A 22,358-nucleotide genomic window follows, 5' to 3' on the forward strand; every position below is an offset into this window, starting at 1 on the left:
TACATGGAGCAGCAAAGCCAAAATACGACGCAGGGATGTCTGTTTCGGTCCGGCTGTTTCGGCGCGGGATCAGCACCATCGGCCATCGAATTTTGACGCCAGGGAGTTCTCCATGAATGCTCAAGTGAAGCCGTGGGATTACAGCGACCCAGCCACCTGTCCTTCGATGCCGGCTGCCTACTTTTACGACGCGCAGGTCTTCGAGGACGAGAAGCAGCGCATCTTCTTGAAGTGCTGGCACCTCGTCGGCCATGTGAACGAGTTCAAGGAGCCCGGCTCGTTCATCGTCCAGGACATTTTCGAGCAGAGCGTGCTCGTCATGTCGCACAAGGACGGTCAGATCCGCGCCTTCCACAATGCCTGCCGCCATCGCGGCAACAAGCTGGTGTCCGAGCGGCGCGGCCGCATCCCAGCTGTCCTGCGCTGCAACTATCATTCCTGGTGCTATGGCCCCGACGGGTCGCTGCGTTCGGCCCCACGCACGGAATGTCTGAAGAATTTCGATAAGGCCGATCATGGCTTGAAGCCCGTGCGTCTCGAGATATTCGCCGGCTTCGTCTATGTGACGCTCGACGACAACGCCAAGCCGGTAGCCGAGATGGCGCCGGGCGCCGAGGCGCAGATGCGCCGCTTCCTGCCCGACCTCGACAATCTGAAACTGGTCGAGGAAGTCGACGTCATCGTTCCCGCCAATTGGAAGGTGATCCAGGAGAATTCGATCGAAGGCTATCACTTCGACCTCTCCGGGCCGGTGCACAAGCATCTGGCTTCCCTCATCGATTTCAGCCAGTACCGCCTGACGCCGAATGGCGATTGGTGGACCTACATGGCGCCGCCCAACGCCAAGGCCAAGACGGCCTACGGCTTGCCGATCGATGGGGCCACGTGGCAGACCGATTGGTTCTTCAATATCGGCTTCTGGCCGAACACGACGCTCTATTGCTTTCCCTTCACCGACATGGTGGGAACCTTCATCATGATCCCGCTGGAGCCGGAAAAGTCGCTGCTGCGTTTCGGCTATTACGCCCCCGTGGGCCGTGAAACGCCGGCGCTGACCAAGGCGGCGATCGAATGGATGAACAAGGAGCTGGGGCCGGAAGATATCGCCCTCAACGTCAGCAACCAGAAGGGCCTGCATTCGCAAGGCTACATCCAGGGCCGCTATCTGATCGACGAGGAGCATCCGAACCAGAGCGAGCATCTGGTGCATCATTTCCACAAGCTCTGCTATCAGGCGATCCGTGAATGATCGCTGCTGGGTTCGATTACATCATCATCGGAGCGGGTTCGGCCGGCTGCGTGCTGGCCAACCGCCTGACCGAGGACGCGTCCTGCCGGGTTCTGCTTTTGGAAGCGGGACCGAAGGACAATCACTGGGCGATCCACATGCCGTCCGGCATGGGGCAATTGCTCTCCTCGACGCGCTTCAACTGGTCCTATGCCGCCGAGCCGGAACCCTATCTCGATAACCGCCGCTTGACGCATCCGCGTGGGCGCGTATTGGGCGGGTCTTCCTCGATCAACGGCATGGTCTATATCCGCGGCCATGCGCGCGACTATGATTACTGGTCACAATCGGGTGCCCGTGGCTGGAGCTATGCCGAACTGCTGCCCTATTTCAAGCGGGCGGAAAGCCACCAGAAGGGCGGCGACACCTATCACGGTAGCGACGGGCCGCTGCATGTGGCGCGGCCTGATCTCGCGCGTTCGCCGCTGACCCAGGCCTTCATCGAGGCCGCCGTCGAAGCCGGCTATCCGGCGACCAAGGACGTCAACGGCTATCAGCAGGAAGGTTTCGGTGTCATCGACCGCACGACCCGCGATGGCCGCCGCTGGTCGACAGCCAAGGGCTACCTGCGTCCGGCGCTGAACCGGCCGAACCTGACGGTTGTCACCGGTGCGCTGGTACATAAGATCAACCTGCAGCGCAGCCGCGCGCGCAGCATCGCCTATGGGGTCGGTCGCGACATGCGGGCGGCCGAAGCGACGCGGGAAATCATCCTTTCCGGTGGTGCCATCAACTCACCGCAGCTGCTGCAGTTGTCGGGTATCGGTGATCCGGAGCATCTCGCGTCAATCGGCGTCAAGGCGCTGCACGCCTTGCCGGGTGTCGGTGCCAATCTCAACGACCACCCCGATATCGTCATCCAGCATCGCTGCAAACAGCCGGCAACGATCTATCCGGTCACCAAGGGCATCCGGAAATACGTGACCGGTCTGCAATGGTTCCTCAACGGCACCGGCGCCGCCTCGACCAATCATTTCGAGGCCGGCGGCTTCATCCGCAGCCGCGCCGGGATCGAGCATCCTGATCTGCAGCTCACTTTCATGCCGCTGGCGGTCATTCCGGGAACGGTCGACAGCGTGCCGGACCATGCCTTTCAGGTGCATATCGATTTGATGCGCCCGAAGAGCCTGGGTCATGTCAAAGCGCGCTCAAATGACCCCAAGGCGCCGCCGTCTATCCTGTTCAACTACCTGAAGGATCCGGCCGACCGAGAGGATCTGCGCGCCTCAGTGAAGCTCACGCGCGAGATCCTGGCGCAGAAAGCGTTGGCGCCCTTTGCCGGCGATGAGATTTTCCCCGGCATCGGCGTGAAATCTGATGACGAGATCGATGCCTGGATCCGGCGCGCGATCGAGACCTGCTATCACCCGGTCGGTACGTGCAAGATGGGTTCCGCCACTGAGACGCTGGCGGTCGTCGACGATCAGTTGAAAGTTCACGGAATTGACGGGTTGCGCGTGGTCGACGCCTCGATCATGCCGCGCATCGTCAGCGGCAACACCAATGCGCCGACCATCATGATCGCGGAAAAGGCCGCGGACATGATTCGTGGCCAGTCACCCTTGGCGGCGAGCGACGCCCCGGTCTGGATTCACCCGAACTGGGAACGCGCCCAGCGCTAAGATCAATCACGCCTTGCCGGACCGGCCGACGATGCTGCCCAGCACTTCGTCGATCCGGTCACGGGCGCGTTCGCATTCCTTGCGCGTGCCGGCGATGAAGAGGCGGCCGCTGGCGCCGATCATCTGCACGTCGACCAACGTGATGCCAGGAGCGACCTTCTCGGCCTCGTTGGCCGCGACCGAAGCGAAGAGGGCCGGCTCCAGCTCATAGAGCAGCAGCGATTTGCCGGGCAGCAGCATGGAAGCCTCGCGCGTCCGGTTGAGGATGATCGCATGCTGGTCAGCCACATCGTCGATGATGTCGGCATAAAGGGTGCGCGGTTTCAATTGATCTTCCGGCTTGCGCCCGATCCCTTTGAGGATCGCGTTGCCGGCGAAGTTGAGCTGCTCAAGATCGGCGGAATGCAGCTCCAGGATGCCGTATTGCCGCTCCGTATAGAGCAACCCCGGCTCCATATCCGGCGCCGTCTTCAAGGCGAGGTCACAGATGCGGTGAATCGCCAGGGCTGGTGCCACCTCGATGATGAGCGAATGCTCGCCCTGCATCGGCGGATAGCCACGCGCCCGTGTCGGCGTCGACATGTAGGCAGCAAACTGCCGTGCAAGGTCCCGCACGGGCAGATAGACGCGAAGTTCGGTCATGCATGCACCAAATTGTCGTCATGCCCGCATCAAGTGCGGACATGACGTAGATTGGACGACAGGCCCGTTACTTCCCGATGGTGGTCGAGAAATGCTTGCCGAGATCGGGATGCGGGCGCGGGATGACATGGACCGAAACCAGCGTGCCGACACTGTTGGCGGCTTCGGCACCGGCTTCCGTCGCTGCCTTCACGGCACCGACATCGCCGTTGATGATGACGGCGACCAGGCCGTCACCGACTTCCTCGCGGCCAACAACGGTGACGTTGGCAGCCTTCACCATCGCATCAGCCGCAGCCAGAGCCGCGACGAAACCCTTGGTTTCGATCATTCCGATTGCGTTCGACATGGTTCTCTCCTTGCTGTCGATCAGTTTTGGTTATTTGGATTTCGATTTCGTCGTCTCGTCGAGCGAGCCGATGATGAGGGCGTCGATCGGGATCTTGCCGCCGCCAAGCCAGGAGGCGGCGGTCGAGCCGGTGACAATCAGTACTTCCTCGCCTTCGCCGCAGCCCAGCACGTCGAAGGCGATCATGCGACTGCCACCCGGGCTTTCCACTTCGAGGAAAGCGCCGGAAGGGATGTGTTCGATACGCTTGGTGGCCCAGAAACGGCCCACGACCCGACCGCGAATCATTGTCCGATCCTTTCGACGCTGATGTTGCGCGCCTTGGCCTTGTCGCGTGCCAAGGGGGTGATGCTGACGCCCGGCCCGAGGATGAGACGGACGATGTCCTTGCCGAGCTTGGCGATGGTTCCTTCCGTCACCACGCCCTTATCGACGCGGTGCGCCTTGCCGCCGGCAGCGGGTTGCGCGTTGGCCGTTGGCATTCCGGTGGTGGCACCGGCCAAGCGGAACGGATGCCGGCCCGCCTCGATTGCGGCGCGCAGCTGCGGGTCTTGCGCCAGGCGCAGCACGTCCTTAGCGAAAGCGGCGAGATCCGCATCGCTGGCAATGCGGATGGCGGCGGCAGGAGCGGGCGCCTTGCCGTTCTTGATCGCCTTCACTTCCTCGGCGATGACGTCGCGAATGAGTGTGCGGATGAGATCCTTGTCCATTGCGCTCATCCTTCCAGGACCGACAGGGCCGCTTCGGCCCCCATGCGGACATTCGATTCTTCGCCGGACAAGTAGACCCGGCCGGTCGCGCCGAACATGCGGAAGTCGATGACTTTGATGTCGGCATGCTTCTCGGCCTCATTGGTGGCGAGAATGGCGTAGGAAGCCGGCTGCATCTCCAGCACGAAAAGCGATTCGCCGGGCAGGATCATCGAGCCGGACTTGTTGCGATTGATGAGGAAGGCGTGGCCGTTGTCGATGCGCGTCACGATCTTCGAGGCGAGGATCTGTGGTTTGGTCGCCTGTTCGCGCCTGGCGCCGAGTTCATCGAGCACGGCATCCGCCGCCGATTTGACGGCGGCCGTCGAACGCGAATGAAATTCGAGATAGCCGAACTGGCGCTCGACCACCAGCATGCCGCCGCTAACCTCGGCATGCTTGAGCGCCGTATCGGTCAGGGATTCGATGTCGAGACCCGGCGCCACTTCGATGATCTGGGCCGCCATGTGTGTGCGGGGCAGGCGACCGCGCATACCGCTTGCCATGTAGCACAGCGTCTGCGGTTGCAGCTGGTCGATGAAGATGAAGGAGCGAAGCTCGGCCATGATGTCAGATATTCCTCATGACCTGAGCGCGCTGCGCAGTTCTTCAAGCACCATGCGGCGAATTTCGTCGCGCATCAGATCGATCTCGCTGTGCGTGCCGGCATGGCTCATGGGCTGGGGCAGCGGATCCTGTGCGGCATCGGCGCCTTCCTGCAGGCGGCCAAGGGAGATTGGCGATTCGAGACCCAGCGCCAGGGCCGGACCGCCGGCATTGGCATCGAGCCCGCCGAATTCGCCGAATGCCTCCTTGGGGTCGTCGTTGTAGGCGATGCGCGTCCAGTTGACGAGATGCTGCGGCCCCACATTCTCGCCGATCGAGGATGAGCCGAAGAAGCCGGTGCCGATGGTGAAAGCCGGCGCAAGATGCGTGCCGTAGCCGGCTGCCCCCAGGCTGCAGGGCGCATTGACGGCGACGCGCAACGCTTTCACGGCGGTGCCGTATTTGAGGATCGTCGGCGCATGCTTGCTGTGGATGGCAGCCGAATGACCGGCGCCGGAAAGGCGAATGAGCGCGCGTGCCTGGGTGATGCCGGCAGCCGCATGGGGCACCCGCAGGAAGCCCAGAACCGGGCACAGCTTTTCCTTGGAGAGCGGCTCGTCGATACCGACCCGGTCGATCTCAGCAAGGAGTATCTGGGTGTTGGACGGGACGCGGATGCCGGCAAGCCCCGCGATCTCGATGGCCGATTTCCCCAGCACGGCGACGTTGAACGAACCCATGCCGAAGAGAAGCTCGCGCAGAGCGGCGACTTCCTCGGGTTTTGCAACATAGGCGCCCGCCGATTTCAACGCCTGCAACAGCCGGTCGGCAATGCTTTGGACGGCAAGCACGACGCTTTCATTGGTGCAGAGGATCGAATTGTCGAAGCTTTTCGAGAGGATGATGCGCTTGGCGGCTTCGTTGAGATCGGCGCTGTCATCGACCAGGGCCGGCGCGTTGCCAGGGCCGACGCCGATCGCCGGATTGCCGGAACTGTAGGCCGACCGCACCATCGGCGTTCCACCGGTGGCAAGGATCACGCCGATGCGCGGGCTCTTCATCACATAGTCGATGAGGGGAAGGGAGGGCTGTTCGATGATCTGGATGATACCGGTCGGCGCACCGGCCTTTTCGGCGGCTTCCGCCATCAGCCGTGCGGCGCGGACCGAGCAGGATTTGGCCATCGGATGCGGCGACAGGATGATCGCATTGCGCGTCATCAGCGCCATCAGCACCTTGTAATAGACACTGCAGACCGGATTGGTCGAGGGAGTGAGGGCAAACACCACGCCGGCCGGGCGCGGCAGTTCCACCATCTTGATCTCCGGCTTGATGCGGGCCGAGCAATAATCGTCCTTGGCGTAGAGATCGAAAAGCGCGCGCGAGGTCAGCTCGTTCTTGATCTTCTTATGCGCGGCAACACCGAACCCGGTTTCCTTGACGGCTGCCTCGGCCAACTCGCCGGCATGGGCGTAGGCCACTTCCGCCGCGGCGCGCGCAATTTTCTCCACCCGGGCACGGTCGAAGCGCGCATAGGCGGCCGAGGCCCATTCCGCCATCTGCAACATCAAATCGGCGGTACCGGTCGCCCGCTTTTCGCCGGCAAGGATTTCTTCGACGATGGCCGTCATGTTGATTCTGCTCCTTACGCCGCCCGCGTGCCGCGCCGACCCGACCCCATGCACTCGGCATAGGCAAGGCCGACGGCGCGTTCGACGCGCTCCAGCACTTCCTGGCAAAGATCGGCTGTCATAAGGACGCCGGGCTTGAATTGCAGAACGCGCGGATCGAGCGTCGAGAAGATCGCCCAGACGCCGTTCTCATAGAGATGCTTCATCACCGGCTTGGCGCCTTCGGGAAAGTCGAATTCGAGACCCATCACCAGGCCGCATTGGCGGATGCCGACGAAGAAGCTGGGATAAAGCTTCATGATCTCATGGAGACCGTTGCGGAACGTCTCCGAGATGTAATTCACCATCGGCTTCATCATCGGCCGTTCCAGAATCTCCAGCGTCTTCATGGCGACGAGGCAGCCAAGTTCGGCGCCGCCCATGGTCGACATGTGGGCAAAGCCGTCTTGGCTGAGCCAGCCGGCATAGGGTTCACGCACCACGACGCAGGCGATTGGGTACATCCCGCCGGAAATGCCCTTGCCGGTCACCATGATGTCCGGCTGGATGCCGTAACGTTGATAGCCCCACATTTCGCCGCAACGCATCAGGCCCGTTTGCACTTCGTCGGCGATATAGAGCGCACCATAGCGCTCGCACAGCTTCTTTACCTCGGCGAGATAGCCGGGAAGCGGCATCGGAAAGCCATAGGTCGCCGGAATCGTCTCCATGATGAGGGCCGCGACATCCTTACCCTTCAACGCGTCTTCCATCGCATTGAGATCGTTGAAGGGGACGTGCACGAAATCATCCGGCTGATCGGACAAGAAAATCTTCTTGAAACGATCTGCGCCCGCTGCGACCGCCAGGCCGGTATGGCCGTGATAGGCATTGATGATCGAAACGATCTTGCGCCGCTGCGTGGCGTGGCGCGCGGTCTTCAGCGCTATGTCGATCGCCTCGGCGCCGCCGGACGCATACATGGTGTAATGCATGTCACCGCCGCAGATCCGTGCCAGGCGTTCGGCCAGGGCCGTGCGGCCCATGTTCGGGAAATGGTGGTTGCCCATGTCGAAGCGCTGCATACCGCGATTGAGCACTTCGATCAGTTCCGGATGGCGGTGGCCGATATTGTAGGTGCCGCCGTTCAGGTGAAGATCGATGAGGCGCCGACCGTCCATGTCCCACAGGAAATAGCCCTCGCGCCGATCGATGACCAGATCGACGCCCATATCCTGCCAGGCCTGGGTCTTGCCCGGATTCCAGAATTGCTTGGATTTGGCGATGAACTCGCGCTTCTCGGGGCTTTGCGACCCTGAACTCTGGGATTGGTCGACCATTTTCACTTCTCCTGGCCCATTTCCGGGCTCAGCTGTATTGGCTCAAATAGCGCTCGGCGAGCTCGCAGGTGCCGGTGCTGTAACCGGGGCCTTCCGTGCGGGCGAGGTCCGTTTCGGCGTGGCTTCCCATCCAGGCGAACAGCGTCATGCGGCGCATCAGGATGAAGGTCCACAATTCGTCCTCGTCCTCCTTGGGGAGGGCGCGGACACGGCGATAGCCTTCTTTCCAGGATTCCATCAGTGCCGGCACATCGGCCCGGTCCTCGAAGAAGCTCACGGCCGTGCCGGCGTCATAGAGAAACCAGCCGAGGCCGCAATCGTCGAAATCGATGACGCGCACGTCGCCATTGTGCAGCAGCAGGTTGGCCAATCGGAAATCGGCGTGGATGAGGCCATAGCGCTTCGGCCCCTGGCCGAAGCGCAGCAGCCGCTTTTCCATGAGATCGACCGCGCGCTGCAGCAGCTTGGCACGGTCGGGCGTGCAATCCGGGCCATCGCGCCAGGATCCCCAATTGGCGTTGGGGCCGAAGGAGTGTTCGAAATCCCAGGCGAGGCGCTCGAAATAGGGCGGCCGGCGCCAGGTTTCGCTGTGATTGTGGCAGCGCGCCGTGGCCTCGCCCAATTGCTTGAAGGGCTCAACCAAATTGTCCTGCGGCGGCTCGATGCCGTCGATGAATTCGAAAAGGACGCAATGGCGCGGCGTGGCAAGTCTGGGATGGCTGATCGTCTGGATATCGGTGCCGTCTTTGCCGGGAATCGCCTGGGGCGTCTTGACGCCGCCTTCGGCCTGCAGGGCCCGCATCCAGGCCAGTTCGGACCGGATACCGTTCAGCGTATGATAGCCGTCGCGATGCACACGTAGAATGACCGGGCGGGCAGCGCCCTTGGGCATGACCCGATAGGTCCAGTTTTCGGAATGATTGATCAGCTTGAGATCGGCCCCATCAAGGCCCCAGCGCGACAGGGATGCCGCCGCCAGTTCGTCGATCGCGCGCAACAATTGTTCGGTCGTGAGCATTCCGCTCATATTCGTCCTTGCTCCCAGAGGATGGTCAGGCTCTCGCACCCCGAATTAACTTTTCGGGGTGTGCCGTCAGGCGCGGCGGGCGCTTTTCCAACCGTGAAGGAGGTTAGGCGCGGTGCAACGGGCTTGCTTGACCCCTGACCGGGTGATCTTGACACCTGATCAGCTTTGCACCCCTTGAAGCCCAGTTGCGCGACATGCCATCATCGTCCTTTATTTGCAATCTGGTTCCTGTCCTAAGGCTGGGGATTTCCGATGGCGACCGCTTTGATGGATCAAAAGACCGAGGGCCGCGACACTGGCGCGCCCGTCGTGCTGGCTGCGGCAGCGACCGGCCTGGTCGATTTCATCGAGCGCCAGCGCGGCGATGTCGATTCGATCTTCGGCAATTCGGGAATCGCCCCGGACATGGCGGGTTCTCCGACGCTGAAACTGAAACTCGCCTCCTATTGCCGCCTTTTTGAGCAGGCGGCCCGGCAGATCGAGGGCGACAAATTCAGCCCGGGCAATTTCGGTCTGCATTTCGGCCAGCAGTTTCAGCCGCGTGATCTCGGCATGTGGGGCTATGCGGCGATCTCATCGCCGAACCTGGCCTCGGCCCTCGACAATCTGGTACGGCTCTTTCACTTCCACCAGGAATCCTCGTCGATGCAGCTGGTCAAGGGCAGCGACGGGCTGATGCGCCTCGAATACCAGATCTATTCATCGGAGATCGTCGAGCGCCGGCAGGATGCCGAACTGTCGCTTGGTATGTTCACCAATGTCATTCGCGATTGCTGTGGGGCGAAATGGGCGCCGGTCGAGGTGCATTTCGAGCACCCGCGCCCGGAATTCTGGAAGGAACACGAGGCAGCCTTCGACGCGCCGGTCTATTTCAGCCAGCCGACCAATGCGCTGCTGTTCCGGCCGGAATTGCTGGAACGCTCGATGCCGGGCCATGATCTGCAGCTTCTCACCATGATGCAGACTTGCCTTGAATCGCTGGGATCGCATCGTCAGGGCGAAGACGGCATGGTCGACAGAGTGAAGACGGCCATCCGCGTCAGCCTGCCGGGCGGTTATCCGAGCCTGGAACAGATTGCGGCCTCATTGCGCTTGCCGATGGCGGTCATCCAGCGTGAACTGGCGTCGCAGGGGCTCACCTACAAGGATGCGGTTGAGCACACGCGGCAATCGCTGGCGCGCATGTATCTCGACCAGCGGCAATTGCCCCTGACGGAAATCGCTTTGCTGCTGGGCTATTCGGAACTCTCCGCCTTCACCCGGGCCTTCACGCGCTGGACCGGCGTCAGCCCGCGCGCCTATCGCAAGCAAGGGCACTGAGAGACTGCCAGCCAAGCCGCAGGTCGGTACGGCATGGCTGGCTTGGCTTCTCACATCTGCGACAGGGCGTCCTGGCTTTCCGGCAAAATCTGGCCACCATCGACGATGATCGTCTGACCGGTGATGTATCCAGCTTCGCGTGAAGCGAAGAAGAGGGCGGCATGGCCGATATCTTCGACCTCGCCCAGCTTGCCGAGCGGCACGGCCGCGGCCATGCCCTTCATGTAATCGGCGCCGAGCTCGATGAGGCCCTCGGTTTTGATATTCCCCGGCAGCACGGCATTGACCGTGATGCCGTATTTCGCCAGCTCCATGCAGGCTGTGCGCATGAAGCCCAGCTGCCCGGCCTTGGTGGCGCCGTAATGGGTCCAACCGGGAAAGCCCGTGACCGGGCCGGTGATCGATGAGGTAATGACGATACGCCCCTCGCCCGATTTCTTGAGATAAGGGATGCAGGCCTTCACCGAAAGAAAGGTGCCCTTGAGGTTGGTCGCCATCACCTCGTCCCATGTTTCGGGCGACATATCCTCCATCTTCACCTGCGGGAATACGCCGGCATTGGCGCACAGCACATCGACGCTGCCATAGCGCTCGGCGGCGGTCTTCGCCATCTTCTCCATGTCGCCGAGCTTGGTGACATCGGCGGAGAAGCCGCTGGCGGTTCCGCCTTCCTGCTCGAACTCCTTGGCGGTCGCTTCGGCACCTTTGAGGTCGCGGCCGACCACCAGCACCTTGGCACCATGGCGCGCAAAGACACGGGCGATGCCCTTGCCGATGCCCTTGCTGGCGCCGGTGACGATGACGGATTTCCCCTTGATCGATGCGGCCAACATGGCGCGTTTCCTCCGCTTTTCTTGGTCGTGTGTCAGGAGTCCGACGGCGCGCTCATGGCGCGGCGCCGGCGCAGGATGAGAATGAGGCCGTAGCCGACGAGGAGCAGCGCTGCCGCACCCACGGTCGATACCGTGCCGAGAACCGGAACGCCCGGCGTATAACCGGCAACCATCTTGGCATAGAGATATTCCGGGATCGTCGTATCTGCGCCGGTCGTATAGAGCGACAGAGGGAAGTTGCCCCAGCTCAACAGGAAAGCGAAAAGCGCGCCGGAGAAGATGCCCGGGAAGAGGACGGGCAAGGTCACTTCCTTGAAGACCTGCCAACGTGTGGCGCCTAGGTCGAAGGCGGCTTCCTCAAGCGCCGGATCGAAGGAGTAGACCTGGATCGAAATGACCAGGGTACAGACCGGGATGATCCAGACGAGGTGCGCAAAGACCGCCGTCTGCCACGACATGGTAAGGCCCAGCGCGTTGAACCAGAGGAGAAGTGCCAGCCCCAGAACCGATTGCGGAAAGAAGATCGGCAGCAGAACGATCTTCTGAAACAGCGAGCGGCCCTTCCAGTCATAGCGCGCAAAAGCGAGTGCGCCGAAGAGTGCGATGACGACGGCAATGACTGTGACGCAAAGGGCGATGGTGATCGACGTCTTGAACAGCTGGTGAATCTCGATCGAGGAGAAAGTCTTCTGCCACCAATCGAGCCCCCATTTGTTGATGGGGAAGATGAAATACCGGCTGGCCGTCAAGGAGGCGAGCAGCAAGCAGAGGCCGGGCAGATACATGAAGACGACGATGGCTGCCGTCCAGGCCCAGATGAGTGACGTGCGCCAGCGTGGCGTAAGGCCGTCCATGACTTACCTCCGGCCCAGAATGGCGTCGAGATCGAAGCGCCGCAGCACGAACAGGACCATGCTGCCCACAACCAGCATCAACAGCACGGCCAGGGCAGCGCCCAGCGGCCAGTTCTGCGCATAGGTGAAGGCGATTTCGATATCATGGCTGATCGGGATGATCTGCTGGCCGCCCAACACCTTCGCCTCGGCAATGGCGCCCACCGCAAGGACGAAGGACAGCAGAAAGCCGATCATGATTCCCGGCATGGAAAGGGGCAGTTCGACTTCCTTGAAGACCTGCCAGCGCGTGGCGCCCAGATCGAACGCCGCATCCCGCGTCTGATCCGGCACCATCGAGACACCGAGTGTCATCGGGAACAGCATGAAGGGAAGATAGACGTAGACCATGCCGAAGACGATGATGCCGCTGGTGAAGAGCCAGCTCTCCGGTTCGATGCCGAACCAGGCCTTAAGCGTGCCCAGGAGAACGCCGTTCTTGATGAAAAACAGTACCCAGCCGTAAAGGCGGACATTTTCCGAGACGAAGAGCGGAATCGTGAAAAGCAGCGTCACCAGCGTCGCATATTTGCCGAAGACCCGCGCCAAGCCATAGGCGATGGGATAGCAGATGACGGCGAGAACGACGACCGTCGTCGCGGCAAGTCCCAGCGACCACAAGAAGGAAAGGTACGAGGTCGAGTTGAAGATCTCGATGTAATTGTCGAAGCTCCACGGCTGCCACAGCGAGAAGGTGCGCGCCGGTATGAAGCTGAAGCCGATGACGGCAAGGAGCGGTGCGGCAAAGCCGATGAGAAGAAAGGCGATGAGCGGCAGCGCGTGCCTTGTACCGGGGCCGAATATCCTGGCAAACGACATCGTGCGATCCCCGCTCAATCCGTCACCAGGATGCTGTCCTTTGCATCCCAGCCGATGAGGACCTGATCGTCGAGCTTGCCGCTGAAAGCTTGTTGGCGCAGCTTCTCGACGATGAAGACGTGATCGCCGACACGGACTTGGTATTGGATGCGCGAACCGAGTGCGTATTCATTGTAAAGGCGGCCTTCGAGGCAGTTCTGCGCTTCCGACCGGCTGCTGACAAAGCGCAGCGATTCCGGGCGCACCACCAAATGGCCTTCCGTGAAACCAGCCGTGACCTGTTGGGTTGCCAATTCGGCGCCGAATTCCGCGGCATGGACACTGTTGGCACCGGTGGCGCGAACGGCCATGACGTTGACGTCACCGATGAATTCGGAGACGAACTTGGTTTCCGGGTTCGAATAGATCTGCTGCGGTGAGCCGACCTGGACTACCTGGCCGGCCCGCATGACGCCGATCCGATCACTCATCACCATCGCCTCTTCCAGGCTATGGGTGATGTAGATGAATGTCTTCCCGGTTTCGCGGTGGATATCCTTCAGTTCTTTTTCCAGCGTCTTTCTGAGCTTGTAGTCGATCGCCGACAAGGGCTCGTCGAAAAAGAGGATATCCGGGTCATAGGCAAGGGCACGGGCAAGCGCCACGCGCTGCCGCTCGCCGCCTGAGCATTTGGTGACGCTCTTGTCGTAGTAGGTCTCAGGAAGGCGCAGCTGCGCCATCAGCTGCAGCGCGCGCGCCTTGCGCTTCTCCGGCGCGACGCCCTTGATCTTCTGCGAGAATTCGATGTTCTGGCCGACGGTGCGGTGCGGGAACAAGGCTAGTGACTGGAACACCATGCAGGTCGGCCGCTTGTTGGCCGGCAGATCGTTGATCCGGGCGCCACGCAGCAAAATGTCGCCGCTCGTCGCACTCTCCATGCCGGTCAGCATGCGCAGCAAGGTGGTCTTGCCGCTGCCCGACGGGCCGACGATGGTGAAGAACTCGCCTTCAAGAATGTCGAGGCTGATGCCTTTGACGGCCGTGAAACTGCCGAAGGTTTTGGTCAGGTCGCGGAGTTGAAGAATGGGCGGTCGGCCGTTCATGGTCGCTGGTGATCCGATCAGTCGTGAGCAATGGAATGAATTAAGACGGGATCGCCCGGCACAGGCCGCTTAAGCGGACGGCGCCGGGCGATCCTCAAGGGTAAGCCAGCCCGTGGCCGATCAGCCGCCGGACGCTTCGCGCTTGGCTGCCGTCATGATGTCGAGCAGCTTGTCGTAGTCGGGCACGATGTCGTATTCGACGGAGCGCGCCATTTCTTCTTCCAGGCTGTCATACTGGATGGCGTCCAGTTCTTCCTTGGTGAAGAGGCTGAAGCAATCCGGGTTGCCCATCTGCGCCACCGGGTTGAAGGTGCCTTCGGCGAAGGCAACCGTGTGGGCGACTTTCGGGTCCTGCACATATTCCAGGAACTGCACGGCGAGCGGCGAGATATCCGGATTGTTGACGACCGACGTAATCTCGATCCACGAGATGCCGCCCTTGCCGCCCTCGAGCGGACCCTTGTTCGGCGTAATGGCGCGAATGTTCGTGGCGCCGTCGGCGCGAGCCGGCGACGCGGAATAGGTGCCGCCCGTCATGTGAAAGTCGATCTCGCCCGAGACCAGCGCCTGGTTCATGGTAGCGATATCGCCCACCACCTTGGCGCCTTTGAAGACGCGCTTCGCCGTCTCGGTAAACTTGGCGATTTCTTCCGCCGTGTGCTCGCGGAACGGATCGAAGCCCGCAATGCAGCAGATGTTGAAGACGTTCCAATCGTCCGATTCAAGTACGCCGTACTTGCCGGCATTGCCGGCATCGTTCCACAGATCCCAACCCTGATCCTCGGCTATGGCGCGGCTCACCTTGTCGGTGTTGACGACGAAGCTGTAGGGGCCGTAACGCTGCGCCATGCCGATCAGCTGGCTGCCGCTATCGTCCATCGCCCATTTGTAGGGCGGCTTGAACGCCGGGGCCATCTTCTCGAAATAGGGCTCCATCTTCGTCCGGTCGAGGGCTTGGATGAGCTTTTCCGGGAACATGATCTTGCGCGCCCAGGGATTGTTGACGTTGATCAGGTCCCAGACGTTCGTTTCGCCTGCGCGCAGGCGGTTGATCATGGTGGGATCGTTGGTGAGCGATTCCGCTTTCACCGTGGCACCGCTCGATTCACGGAACGGGTCCAGCACCTGGGCCGAGTTATAACCTTCCCAGCAAAGGATATTGAGTTCCTTCGAGCGGTCGGCAAAGGCCGAGCGCAGGCCGGCAACGCCACTGGTGGCGAATGCCGCGGCCATCAGGGCCGAGTTTTGCATGAAGTTGCGACGCGACTGCGTGAATTTTTTCATCTGTCCCTCTCCGTTGGCCCGGTTGCTCCGGTGCCGCTTCCCTGTTGACCAAACCGAGGCATCGCACCGCAGAACCGGCGGTGCCTGCTCATACGCAAATGCTCACTCTTCGCTTGCTTGCCGCAAGTCGTCTTGAAAATCGGTCACGCTAGGGACGATAGGGTGCCCCCGCTACCTGGTCTTGACATTAACGCCGATAATTTTGACAGGCCCAAATCCCAATCGGCCCATATTTCAAACAGCCCGGCGACCTTGGGCGCACCCCAAGCAAGGCACCAATTCTGGGACCCAGCTTCAGGTTAACGCCAGCCAATTCCGCGTGAGCGTTTCGCAGGCGCGCACATAGGCCGGAAAATGCCGCGCAAATTCTCCGTCGAGATCGGTCAGCAATCTTGGCTCATCGCGGCAGAAATCTGTCCCAAACATCCGGATCCAGTCGCGGATGATGTCTATCGTCACTTCGATGTGGAACTGCACACCATAGGTCTTGGCCCCCAGGCGAAACGCTTGGATGGGGCAGGCGCCACCGGTCACCAGGGGCACGGCGCCGGGCGTGTTGCGGGTCGCCTCGTAATGGTTCTCGAAGACCGTCACGGGCTGCTCGATCCCCTGGAAGAGCGGGTCGACGGCCCCTTCTTCCGTCAGATTCAGCTGGAAAAAACCGGATTCCAGCTTCTCCATGCGATAGATATCCCCGCCGAAGGCGTGGGCAATGATCTGCGCGCCCAGACAGACACCCAGCACCGGCCGGTCCGCCGCGGTAAAGGCGCGGACCAGGGCCATCGTCTCGGTAAGGAAGGGGTAGAGATGCTCGTCCTTGGCGCTCATCGGTCCGCCCATGACGATAAGGCCGGCATAATTGGCCGGCACTTGCGGCAGGCCCGGATAGTCCATCGGCGCATAGCTGGCAAAGCGCGCCACCGGGAAAACGGTATCGTAATGGACGCCCTGCGCCACCAATGCCTGGCCCAGGATGCCCGGCGGGGCCACCAATTCCGGAACGATGATGAGGATGCGTTTCATGGCAGTTTCGTCATGGCCTTGAGTTCGTCGGCCCGCATCACGTGACAATAGATCATGTTGATGATCGCCAGTTCCTGTTCATGCAGCGCATCGGTGCCGGCGGCGCAGCAATCCTCGACGACGACAACCTGGAAGCTCTCATCGGCGAGGCTCCGCACGGTCGAGGCGACGCATTGATCGGTGAAAATGCCGGCGCAGATGACGTTCTTGATGCCGAGATTGTGCAGGATGAGGCGCAGATTGGTGCCGGTCAGGGCGCTGTCGGTCGTCTTGGTGACGACGATCTCGTCGCCCTGGGGCGAAAGCTGCGGCACCAGTTGCGATGCATGCTCGTCCTTGGGCAGCAGCAGATTGTTCCAGCCCGGCATCTTCTGGCTCAAGGACCGGTCGCGCCCGTCCTTGGTCTGGCAGGCGATGCGGGCGAAGAGACATTCGATCCCGTGACGCCGCGCCCAGGCCAGGAGATCGGCCGTACGCGGGATGACGATTTCATTCATGCGCGTGTGGAACGGTGTCCAGGCATCGTATTGGGCCTGGCCCGCCCTGTCGAGGCTGCCCCGCTCGGGGCGCGCCAGATAGGTGTTCTGCACATCGATGACCAGCAGCGCCGTCTCGGCGGGCTTCAGTACGAGATCGTCGGGAGCCGGGGCCCCCTGGTAATAGAAGGATCGGTTTCGGGTCTTCCAGCTCATTGCCCAGGAACCTGCGCTAGAATCGGAATGTGAAGAGGCCGCGGCGCTCATAGATTTCCGCCGCTTCCTCGACGAAGCGCGCCATCTTCAGGGCCTGATAGGTGTCGCGCAAGGTTTTCGCGGCCTCAAGCAGGTCCGCCTTGGTCTTGGCCCGGCCCGGGCGCAGCAATTCATAGACCTTGAGCAGGTAATCCTGCGGCACGGAGATGAGCTCCGCCGCCCGCTCGAAATTGCGGCCCAAAGTCGGCCTTCCGGCCAAGGTCGCAACGCGCGCCTGGTCGATGAGGGCCTGCGGCGTGATGCGCAGATCCTCCAGCGTCACCTCACCTGCAAGGACAGCATCGAGCGTGATGTCGGTGAGGGCCTTGCCGCGCGCGGTCTTCACCAGATCCGGGCGGTTTTCGGCCAGCGGATAGTCGGCGATGGTATCGATGCGGCTCATTGCGGCACCTCCAGGAAAGCGATCTCGATATCCTCGGGCTTGGCGCCGTCCTCGGTCAGCGAGGTCTCGATGGCATAGATGAGGGCGACCTGGGCGTGGAACCGGGCCCCCATCGCCTCGCCCTCGGTCGGGACGACAACCGGTTCGGGCATTTCGCCCCTGGCATAGATGGCTGCGTTCTCGCCCAGCTTGCGGTAATGCGCCAACCCCGTGATCGGCGCGTTGGAGAACAGCTCCAAATTGTGGTGTGGCAGCCGGTCGGCCTGGTGAATGACCGCCGTGCCTTTGGCCTGGATGCCGATGCCGACACCCGACCCGGCGAGGCGCGCCGCGCTGAGGCCCAGGAAGGACGTATCCGCCGTGTGCCGCATGCGCACGATGCGCGCCACACCACCTTGGGCGGTTATTCCCTCGCTCATGGCGCGGAGTACCGCCGAAAGCGGGTGCCCCGCCAATGTGCGATAGAGCTTGAGGCCGAAGGCAGGGCTGACGCCGATCACGACCTCATTCTTCGGTCCGGTCGATCGTGCCTCCCCCAGGCTCTTGTATCGGATGCGCCGGCTTTCGGGCCCCGCATAAGTGGCTTCGGTGCGCAGCACCTCCTCGCGGGTCAGCACGTCGCGGATGGCGGCAAGCTCCGCCCGCCGCTGTTCGTTGAGGCGATAGCCGGTTCCCGGCCCGCCATAATCGTTAGGATCGTTGACGGCGCTGATGACATGGCCGTTCCGCACCACGGCCGCCGTCTGCAGGTAATCGCCCGAGACGCGCAAACGCACCACATTGAGGAGGTTCTGCGCCTCCTCCCGATAGCCGCGCTTGGCCAATGCCTTGATGACGTCGAGCACGTTGATGCCGCGCGCCTTGATTTCCTCGCTGATGAGGGCGACGTCGCGAGGCAAATAACTATCCGTGTCATTGGAACCGGAAGCGACGACGACACTTTGCTTCATCGCCGCTGTCGGCTGGCCGAGGCCCAGTTCCTCGAACACGGCCCCGAGCGCATCCGTCGCTCTCCGGCGCAATTCCAGGGCGCGCGTCTCGCCGACCGAGGTCAGGCCGCCATCGGCCTCGAAATCGCGCTGCAGAACCAGGAAATCCTCCATCTCCTCGCCGTTGAACGAGGATGGGTTGAAGGAATTGTCATATGCCAGGATCGACCCCATGCCGGAGCAGATGAAATCGGATCCGGCGATGAGATAGGGCGTGATCTTGGCGCCGACGCGGATCTCGGATTCCGAATGGCGCGCGTCGTTGCCGGTCGCGCATTCAAGATCGAGCCATACGGCGATGAGGTTCTCGGCGAGCAGCTCGCGGACACCCCCCGGCATGGTCGCGGCGAGCGGTGCCCCGTCGATGCCGCCATTCTGCGTGCCCTGCACGCCCATCGCCCGCTGCAAGCAGAGGCATCTCGCCTCGAGATAGAGCAGCGATTTCGATTCATGAAACCCCATCAACAGTTCCGAGGCAGCGCCCGATGTGCAGCGCATCTTGATGCCGCGGCTGGCGTAGGCGGCGGCCAGAAACGCTTTCGACCAGGGCGTGTCGTCGCCGTCGGTGAAGGCGCGCTCGGTGCCGTAGACGGAGACCGTCTCAGCATAGGAGGTGAAGCCCGCCATGCCGATCTGCAATTCCTCGGCCTCTTCGCTCGAGCATTGGAACAAGGTGCCCCAGCGCCCCACCGAGGCGCCGACCGCACAAGCCAGCGCATTCGACCAAGCGTTGCGGGCAACGCGCATGGTCGTCTCGACCTCGTCGAAGCCGAAGGCGACGGCCGTTGCCGCATCGGCGGCGAGCTGCAGCGGGTCGTCCTTGGCGTTGGTCACATGGCCTTGGTTGCCCGGGGTCTTGCGCGCCCGCATCTTTGAAAAAGCGAAGGCGAGTTCCATCGCCGACAATTGCGCCGCCACTTCCGCAAGCTTCGCGGGGGTGAGGCCGTGGGCAAGGCGGGTGAGCTCGGTGCGGGGCACGCTGATATCGACCAGCATGCGGGCGATATCGGCCGAAGGCACCGTCATCGCCTTTCCGGCCAACTCAAGGTCCAGGTGATGCTGGGCGATGAAATGGTCGATCATGTCGAATTCGGCCGCCGGAATGCCGTCCATCGAGGCGACCCTGCCGTCGCGGATCTCGAGGCCGGGCTTCGGGTCCTTGGCGCCCTTGAAGGCGGCAAAACCGTTCGCCGGATCCTCGACCGCGAACCTGTCCAGGCGCAGCGGCCGTTCATCCCAGTCTGCAAAGCGCCCCCAGCGATTGGCGCTGGGCTGTGGTCGCTCGCTCATCTCATCCTCCCCGTTCATGCTTCGGGCGCAGTATTCTGCGATTTTGCCCCACCCTAATCGCCAAGCTGCGGGTCCGGCTTGACCGAAAGGCAATCCTGTTTGACAGCACCCGGCTTGCTGCCTTGCAGCATGGCCGTCGTCATGCCATCATTCCTGACCAATTGCCAACCCGATAAAACCAATAGGCAAGCCGGAGGCGTCATCGATGATGGAAGCGGGCGGTCGGTCGCATGCGGATGGTGGGATAGCGCCTGTCGTGCTGTCGGCTGCCGCGACCGGGCTGGTCGATTTCATCGAATGCCAGGGCGGCGATATCGATTCCATCTTCGGCAATTGCGGTATCGCGCCGGAAATGACGGCGGCGCCCAACCTGCAACTGCGCCTTTCGGCCTATTGCGCCCTCTTCGAAGAGGCGGCGCGGCGCACGGGCAAGGACAATTTCGGCCTGTGGTTCGGTCAGCAATTCAATCCGCGGGACCTCGGCCTTTGGGGCTATGCCTCGCTCTCGTCACCGACACTCGGCAGTGCGCTCGAAAATCTGGTCGATCTGTTCTGCTATCAGCAGAGTTTCTCGACCATGGCGCTGCGGCGCGACGGTCATGGGCGGATGCGGCTTGAATATCAGATCCTGTCCCCCGCTATCGTTGCCCGGCGCCAGGATGCGGAATTGTCGCTGGGGCAGTTCACCAACATCATCCGCGAATGCTGCGGGCGCAATTGGTCGCCGCTTGAAATCCAGTTCGAACATCCGCGCCCCGTCGACTGGCGCCAGCATGAAACCGCCTTTGGTGCGCCGGTCTTCTTCGGCTGCGCCACCAACGCGATCATCTTCGATGCGACCTTGCTCGACCGGCCCATGCCGGGGCGGGATCCGAAGCTGTTCACCATGATGCGGAATTGCCTTGAATCGCTGGGCTCGCGCGAACAGCTGGAAAGCCTGGTGGACCGTGTCCGCGGTGCGGTACGCCTGCGCCTGCCGGATGGCGCACCGACCTTGGAGGAGGTGGCGCATTCGCTCCGCCTTTCTCCCAGCGCAATTCAGCGCGCCCTGGCCGATGCCGGCCTCGGCTTCCGCGAGGCTGTCGAGGTCACGCGCTTCGACCTGTCGCGCCACTATTTGCAGCAAGGGCACCTGCCGCTCAGCGAAATCGCCTTGCTTCTGGGCTATTCCGAGCTTTCCGCTTTCACGCGTGCCTTTACCCGCTGGACCGGGCGCAGCCCGCGCGCCTACCGCGCCGGTCTTCTGCGGCACTGAGCTTTTGGGTCAGTCTCAGGCAAGACTGACCTCAAGCGAGGTCGGCGCCCGGAATTCCCACCCACGAAAGACCGGCAGCCGGCCGGGAACGAGGTCGATACGGCGCGTCTGTTCAATGAGGACGCGCAAGGCGATGATGACCTGCGCGCGGGCGAACCAGCGGCCCGAACAGAAATGATGCCCAAAGCCGAAGGCCGCATGCGGACCTTCACGCCGGTGGATGTCGAACCGGTCGGGGTCGGTAAAACGCCGCTCATCGCGGCTCGCCGATGAAACCAGGGCGCCCACCGTGGCGCCGGCCGGAATGACGGCACCTCCCAGCGCGACATCCTGTGTCGCCTGGCGGGTCTGGGTGCCGATGGGCGCTACCCAGCGTAGCCCCTCATCAACCGCCTGCGGCAATAATGGCGCCGGATCGCTCCTCACGTCCTGAATCTGGGCAGGGTCGCCGAGGAGCCCGACCAAGACTGACCCCGCCCCATGTCCAGGTTCCTGCATGCCGCCCAGCAAGGTCACCTTGATCGTCGGCAGCAGAAAGGCGCGGGGGCGGGTCGCACCCGCCGGCATGCCGTCATGCAGCATGTGCGACAGGGCGGAATCGTCGGGCGACTGCTCCAGCCGTGCGAAGATGGCATCTGCCTTGGCGCTGATTTCGGCACTCACGGCATCGCCGATCGCTTGCCGCTCCGGATCGTTCTCGAAATTGATGGCGCCCTGCGCCAGGCCATAGAACCAGCGGCGCAATGTCGGCATGTCGACGTCGTTAAAGCCGAAAGAGCGGGCAAGGCTCAAGGTTGAAATCGGCTCGAAATATTCCGCCATCAGGTCGCCGCCACCACGCGCGAGCAGCGGTGCCAAGTAAGATTCCGCAATGGGCCGGACCAGCTCTTCGATATAGACGGCGACAGGCTTGGGCTTGTATTTGGGGTCGATCCCCGCCCGCAATTCCTTATGTACCGGGCCGTCGGTGGTAAGGATGGTCGGCTTGCCGAAGGTGCGCTCGACCGGCGAGGCGGCAACCTCGGCGGTGAAAAGCTCCGGCGTTTTGGCGACGAATTCGACATCTTCCCAGCGCGTCACCATCCACAGATTGACGGCTGGCACGAAGGCGACCGGCTGGTTCTGCCGCAGTTGGGCATAGAAAGGATAAGGGTCGGCCTCAAGTTCGGCCACTGAGATGCGGTCGGTAAGACTCATGGGCACCTCGCAAAAAAGAAGGGGCGGAGCAGCGATGCCGCTCCGCCCCTGGGGTCAGGCAGGGTC

General features: G+C 62.2%; 22 protein-coding genes. 4 read left to right on the forward strand and 18 right to left on the reverse strand.

The genetic code is table 11. From position 1 onward, the window contains the following. Positions 1-112 precede the first annotated feature (112 nt). Both ACE3PP_RS05355 and ACE3PP_RS05360 read left to right on the forward strand, forming a co-directional pair. Positions 113-1,249, forward strand: coding sequence for an aromatic ring-hydroxylating dioxygenase subunit alpha (locus tag ACE3PP_RS05355; protein ID WP_374378799.1), 1,137 nt, complete (start codon positions 113-115; stop codon positions 1,247-1,249). After that, positions 1,246-2,910, forward strand: coding sequence for a choline dehydrogenase (locus ACE3PP_RS05360; RefSeq protein WP_374378802.1), 1,665 nt, complete (start codon positions 1,246-1,248; stop codon positions 2,908-2,910). The genes ACE3PP_RS05355 and ACE3PP_RS05360 overlap by 4 nt, the downstream gene beginning before the upstream one ends. A gap of 6 nt (positions 2,911-2,916) precedes the next feature. Here ACE3PP_RS05360 and ACE3PP_RS05365 read toward each other — a convergent pair whose 3' ends face one another. The 8 genes from ACE3PP_RS05365 to ACE3PP_RS05400 form a co-directional block, all read right to left on the reverse strand. Beyond that, positions 2,917-3,552: a microcompartment protein gene (locus ACE3PP_RS05365; protein WP_374378805.1), complete on the reverse strand. Its 636-nt coding sequence runs from the start codon at positions 3,550-3,552 to the stop codon at positions 2,917-2,919. 67 nt (positions 3,553-3,619) lie between these two features. Continuing rightward, positions 3,620-3,901: a BMC domain-containing protein gene (locus tag ACE3PP_RS05370; RefSeq protein WP_374378808.1), complete on the reverse strand. Its 282-nt coding sequence runs from the start codon at positions 3,899-3,901 to the stop codon at positions 3,620-3,622. A gap of 30 nt (positions 3,902-3,931) precedes the next feature. Further along, on the reverse strand, positions 3,932-4,189 hold the full coding sequence (locus ACE3PP_RS05375; RefSeq protein WP_374378811.1) for a EutN/CcmL family microcompartment protein: 258 nt from the start codon (positions 4,187-4,189) through the stop codon (positions 3,932-3,934). Next, positions 4,186-4,611 carry a hypothetical protein gene (locus ACE3PP_RS05380; RefSeq protein ID WP_374378814.1) on the reverse strand — a complete coding sequence of 142 codons (426 nt, stop codon included), beginning with the start codon at positions 4,609-4,611 and terminating at the stop codon, positions 4,186-4,188. The genes ACE3PP_RS05375 and ACE3PP_RS05380 overlap by 4 nt, the downstream gene beginning before the upstream one ends. 5 nt (positions 4,612-4,616) lie before the next feature. Continuing rightward, entirely contained in the window at positions 4,617-5,216 is a 600-nt protein-coding gene (locus ACE3PP_RS05385; RefSeq protein ID WP_374378817.1) for a hypothetical protein, read from the reverse strand. A 15-nt stretch (positions 5,217-5,231) separates the two neighbouring features. Further along, positions 5,232-6,827, reverse strand: coding sequence for an aldehyde dehydrogenase family protein (locus ACE3PP_RS05390; protein ID WP_374378820.1), 1,596 nt, complete (start codon positions 6,825-6,827; stop codon positions 5,232-5,234). 14 nt (positions 6,828-6,841) lie between these two features. Continuing rightward, on the reverse strand, positions 6,842-8,146 hold the full coding sequence (locus ACE3PP_RS05395; RefSeq protein ID WP_374378823.1) for an aspartate aminotransferase family protein: 1,305 nt from the start codon (positions 8,144-8,146) through the stop codon (positions 6,842-6,844). Positions 8,147-8,174: 28 nt separating this feature from the next. Then, positions 8,175-9,173 (reverse strand): phosphotransferase enzyme family protein, encoded by a 999-nt coding sequence (locus ACE3PP_RS05400; protein WP_374378826.1) that lies wholly within the window; start codon positions 9,171-9,173, stop codon positions 8,175-8,177. Positions 9,174-9,425: 252 nt separating this feature from the next. Between ACE3PP_RS05400 and ACE3PP_RS05405 the strand changes: the two genes are divergently transcribed. Beyond that, a complete protein-coding gene (locus ACE3PP_RS05405) occupies positions 9,426-10,493 on the forward strand; it encodes an AraC family transcriptional regulator (protein ID WP_374378828.1) in 1,068 nt (355 codons plus the stop codon). A 50-nt stretch (positions 10,494-10,543) separates the two neighbouring features. Here ACE3PP_RS05405 and fabG read toward each other — a convergent pair whose 3' ends face one another. The 9 genes from fabG to ACE3PP_RS05450 all read right to left on the reverse strand — a co-directional run bounded on the left by fabG (position 10,544) and on the right by ACE3PP_RS05450 (position 19,840). Continuing rightward, positions 10,544-11,326, reverse strand: coding sequence for a 3-oxoacyl-ACP reductase FabG (gene fabG / locus ACE3PP_RS05410; protein WP_374378831.1), 783 nt, complete (start codon positions 11,324-11,326; stop codon positions 10,544-10,546). Between the two features lie 32 nt (positions 11,327-11,358). Further along, positions 11,359-12,180 (reverse strand): ABC transporter permease, encoded by an 822-nt coding sequence (locus tag ACE3PP_RS05415; protein ID WP_374378834.1) that lies wholly within the window; start codon positions 12,178-12,180, stop codon positions 11,359-11,361. Between the two features lie 3 nt (positions 12,181-12,183). Next, positions 12,184-13,038, reverse strand: coding sequence for an ABC transporter permease (locus tag ACE3PP_RS05420; RefSeq protein WP_374378836.1), 855 nt, complete (start codon positions 13,036-13,038; stop codon positions 12,184-12,186). A 14-nt stretch (positions 13,039-13,052) separates the two neighbouring features. After that, complete coding sequence (locus tag ACE3PP_RS05425) at positions 13,053-14,120, reverse strand: ABC transporter ATP-binding protein (protein WP_374378839.1); 1,068 nt, start codon at positions 14,118-14,120, stop codon at positions 13,053-13,055. 120 nt (positions 14,121-14,240) lie between these two features. Beyond that, positions 14,241-15,404 (reverse strand): PotD/PotF family extracellular solute-binding protein, encoded by a 1,164-nt coding sequence (locus tag ACE3PP_RS05430; protein WP_374378842.1) that lies wholly within the window; start codon positions 15,402-15,404, stop codon positions 14,241-14,243. Positions 15,405-15,698: 294 nt separating this feature from the next. Beyond that, positions 15,699-16,427, reverse strand: a complete 729-nt coding sequence (locus ACE3PP_RS05435; protein WP_374378845.1) for a type 1 glutamine amidotransferase — start codon at positions 16,425-16,427, stop codon at positions 15,699-15,701. Then, the gene (locus ACE3PP_RS05440) at positions 16,424-17,119 is read right to left on the reverse strand and encodes a cysteine hydrolase family protein (RefSeq protein WP_374378848.1); all 696 of its coding nucleotides are present in this window, start codon (positions 17,117-17,119) and stop codon (positions 16,424-16,426) included. The genes ACE3PP_RS05435 and ACE3PP_RS05440 overlap by 4 nt, the downstream gene beginning before the upstream one ends. A 16-nt stretch (positions 17,120-17,135) precedes the next feature. Next, the gene (locus ACE3PP_RS05445) at positions 17,136-17,561 is read right to left on the reverse strand and encodes a diol dehydratase small subunit (RefSeq protein ID WP_374378851.1); all 426 of its coding nucleotides are present in this window, start codon (positions 17,559-17,561) and stop codon (positions 17,136-17,138) included. Beyond that, the gene (locus ACE3PP_RS05450) at positions 17,558-19,840 is read right to left on the reverse strand and encodes a propanediol/glycerol family dehydratase large subunit (RefSeq protein ID WP_374378854.1); all 2,283 of its coding nucleotides are present in this window, start codon (positions 19,838-19,840) and stop codon (positions 17,558-17,560) included. The genes ACE3PP_RS05445 and ACE3PP_RS05450 overlap by 4 nt, the downstream gene beginning before the upstream one ends. 205 nt (positions 19,841-20,045) lie before the next feature. On the opposite strand from ACE3PP_RS05450, the gene ACE3PP_RS05455 reads away from it, so the two are divergent. Next, positions 20,046-21,095, forward strand: a complete 1,050-nt coding sequence (locus tag ACE3PP_RS05455; protein ID WP_374378857.1) for an AraC family transcriptional regulator ligand-binding domain-containing protein — start codon at positions 20,046-20,048, stop codon at positions 21,093-21,095. 15 nt (positions 21,096-21,110) lie between these two features. Here the strand turns inward: ACE3PP_RS05455 and ACE3PP_RS05460 are convergent, their stop codons facing one another. After that, positions 21,111-22,292 carry a cytochrome P450 gene (locus ACE3PP_RS05460; protein WP_374378860.1) on the reverse strand — a complete coding sequence of 394 codons (1,182 nt, stop codon included), beginning with the start codon at positions 22,290-22,292 and terminating at the stop codon, positions 21,111-21,113. Positions 22,293-22,358: the final 66 nt, after the last annotated feature.

The sequence above is a fragment of the Dongia sp. genome (assembly GCF_041910485.1).
Lineage (GTDB): Bacteria > Pseudomonadota > Alphaproteobacteria > Dongiales > Dongiaceae > Dongia.

What these genes read in the sequence shown, in the direction of transcription:
- ACE3PP_RS05355 (WP_374378799.1), top strand. Translation starts at nt 113, where the DNA reads ATGAATGCTCAAGTGAAGCCGTGGGATTACAGCGACCCAGCCACCTGT.
- ACE3PP_RS05360 (WP_374378802.1), top strand. Translation starts at nt 1,246, where the DNA reads ATGATCGCTGCTGGGTTCGATTACATCATCATCGGAGCGGGTTCGGCC.
- ACE3PP_RS05365 (WP_374378805.1), bottom strand. Translation starts at nt 3,552, where the DNA reads ATGACCGAACTTCGCGTCTATCTGCCCGTGCGGGACCTTGCACGGCAG.
- ACE3PP_RS05370 (WP_374378808.1), bottom strand. Translation starts at nt 3,901, where the DNA reads ATGTCGAACGCAATCGGAATGATCGAAACCAAGGGTTTCGTCGCGGCT.
- ACE3PP_RS05375 (WP_374378811.1), bottom strand. Translation starts at nt 4,189, where the DNA reads ATGATTCGCGGTCGGGTCGTGGGCCGTTTCTGGGCCACCAAGCGTATC.
- ACE3PP_RS05380 (WP_374378814.1), bottom strand. Translation starts at nt 4,611, where the DNA reads ATGGACAAGGATCTCATCCGCACACTCATTCGCGACGTCATCGCCGAG.
- ACE3PP_RS05385 (WP_374378817.1), bottom strand. Translation starts at nt 5,216, where the DNA reads ATGGCCGAGCTTCGCTCCTTCATCTTCATCGACCAGCTGCAACCGCAG.
- ACE3PP_RS05390 (WP_374378820.1), bottom strand. Translation starts at nt 6,827, where the DNA reads ATGACGGCCATCGTCGAAGAAATCCTTGCCGGCGAAAAGCGGGCGACC.
- ACE3PP_RS05395 (WP_374378823.1), bottom strand. Translation starts at nt 8,146, where the DNA reads ATGGTCGACCAATCCCAGAGTTCAGGGTCGCAAAGCCCCGAGAAGCGC.
- ACE3PP_RS05400 (WP_374378826.1), bottom strand. Translation starts at nt 9,173, where the DNA reads ATGAGCGGAATGCTCACGACCGAACAATTGTTGCGCGCGATCGACGAA.
- ACE3PP_RS05405 (WP_374378828.1), top strand. Translation starts at nt 9,426, where the DNA reads ATGGCGACCGCTTTGATGGATCAAAAGACCGAGGGCCGCGACACTGGC.
- fabG (WP_374378831.1), bottom strand. Translation starts at nt 11,326, where the DNA reads ATGTTGGCCGCATCGATCAAGGGGAAATCCGTCATCGTCACCGGCGCC.
- ACE3PP_RS05415 (WP_374378834.1), bottom strand. Translation starts at nt 12,180, where the DNA reads ATGGACGGCCTTACGCCACGCTGGCGCACGTCACTCATCTGGGCCTGG.
- ACE3PP_RS05420 (WP_374378836.1), bottom strand. Translation starts at nt 13,038, where the DNA reads ATGTCGTTTGCCAGGATATTCGGCCCCGGTACAAGGCACGCGCTGCCG.
- ACE3PP_RS05425 (WP_374378839.1), bottom strand. Translation starts at nt 14,120, where the DNA reads ATGAACGGCCGACCGCCCATTCTTCAACTCCGCGACCTGACCAAAACC.
- ACE3PP_RS05430 (WP_374378842.1), bottom strand. Translation starts at nt 15,404, where the DNA reads ATGAAAAAATTCACGCAGTCGCGTCGCAACTTCATGCAAAACTCGGCC.
- ACE3PP_RS05435 (WP_374378845.1), bottom strand. Translation starts at nt 16,427, where the DNA reads ATGAAACGCATCCTCATCATCGTTCCGGAATTGGTGGCCCCGCCGGGC.
- ACE3PP_RS05440 (WP_374378848.1), bottom strand. Translation starts at nt 17,119, where the DNA reads ATGAGCTGGAAGACCCGAAACCGATCCTTCTATTACCAGGGGGCCCCG.
- ACE3PP_RS05445 (WP_374378851.1), bottom strand. Translation starts at nt 17,561, where the DNA reads ATGAGCCGCATCGATACCATCGCCGACTATCCGCTGGCCGAAAACCGC.
- ACE3PP_RS05450 (WP_374378854.1), bottom strand. Translation starts at nt 19,840, where the DNA reads ATGAGCGAGCGACCACAGCCCAGCGCCAATCGCTGGGGGCGCTTTGCA.
- ACE3PP_RS05455 (WP_374378857.1), top strand. Translation starts at nt 20,046, where the DNA reads ATGATGGAAGCGGGCGGTCGGTCGCATGCGGATGGTGGGATAGCGCCT.
- ACE3PP_RS05460 (WP_374378860.1), bottom strand. Translation starts at nt 22,292, where the DNA reads ATGAGTCTTACCGACCGCATCTCAGTGGCCGAACTTGAGGCCGACCCT.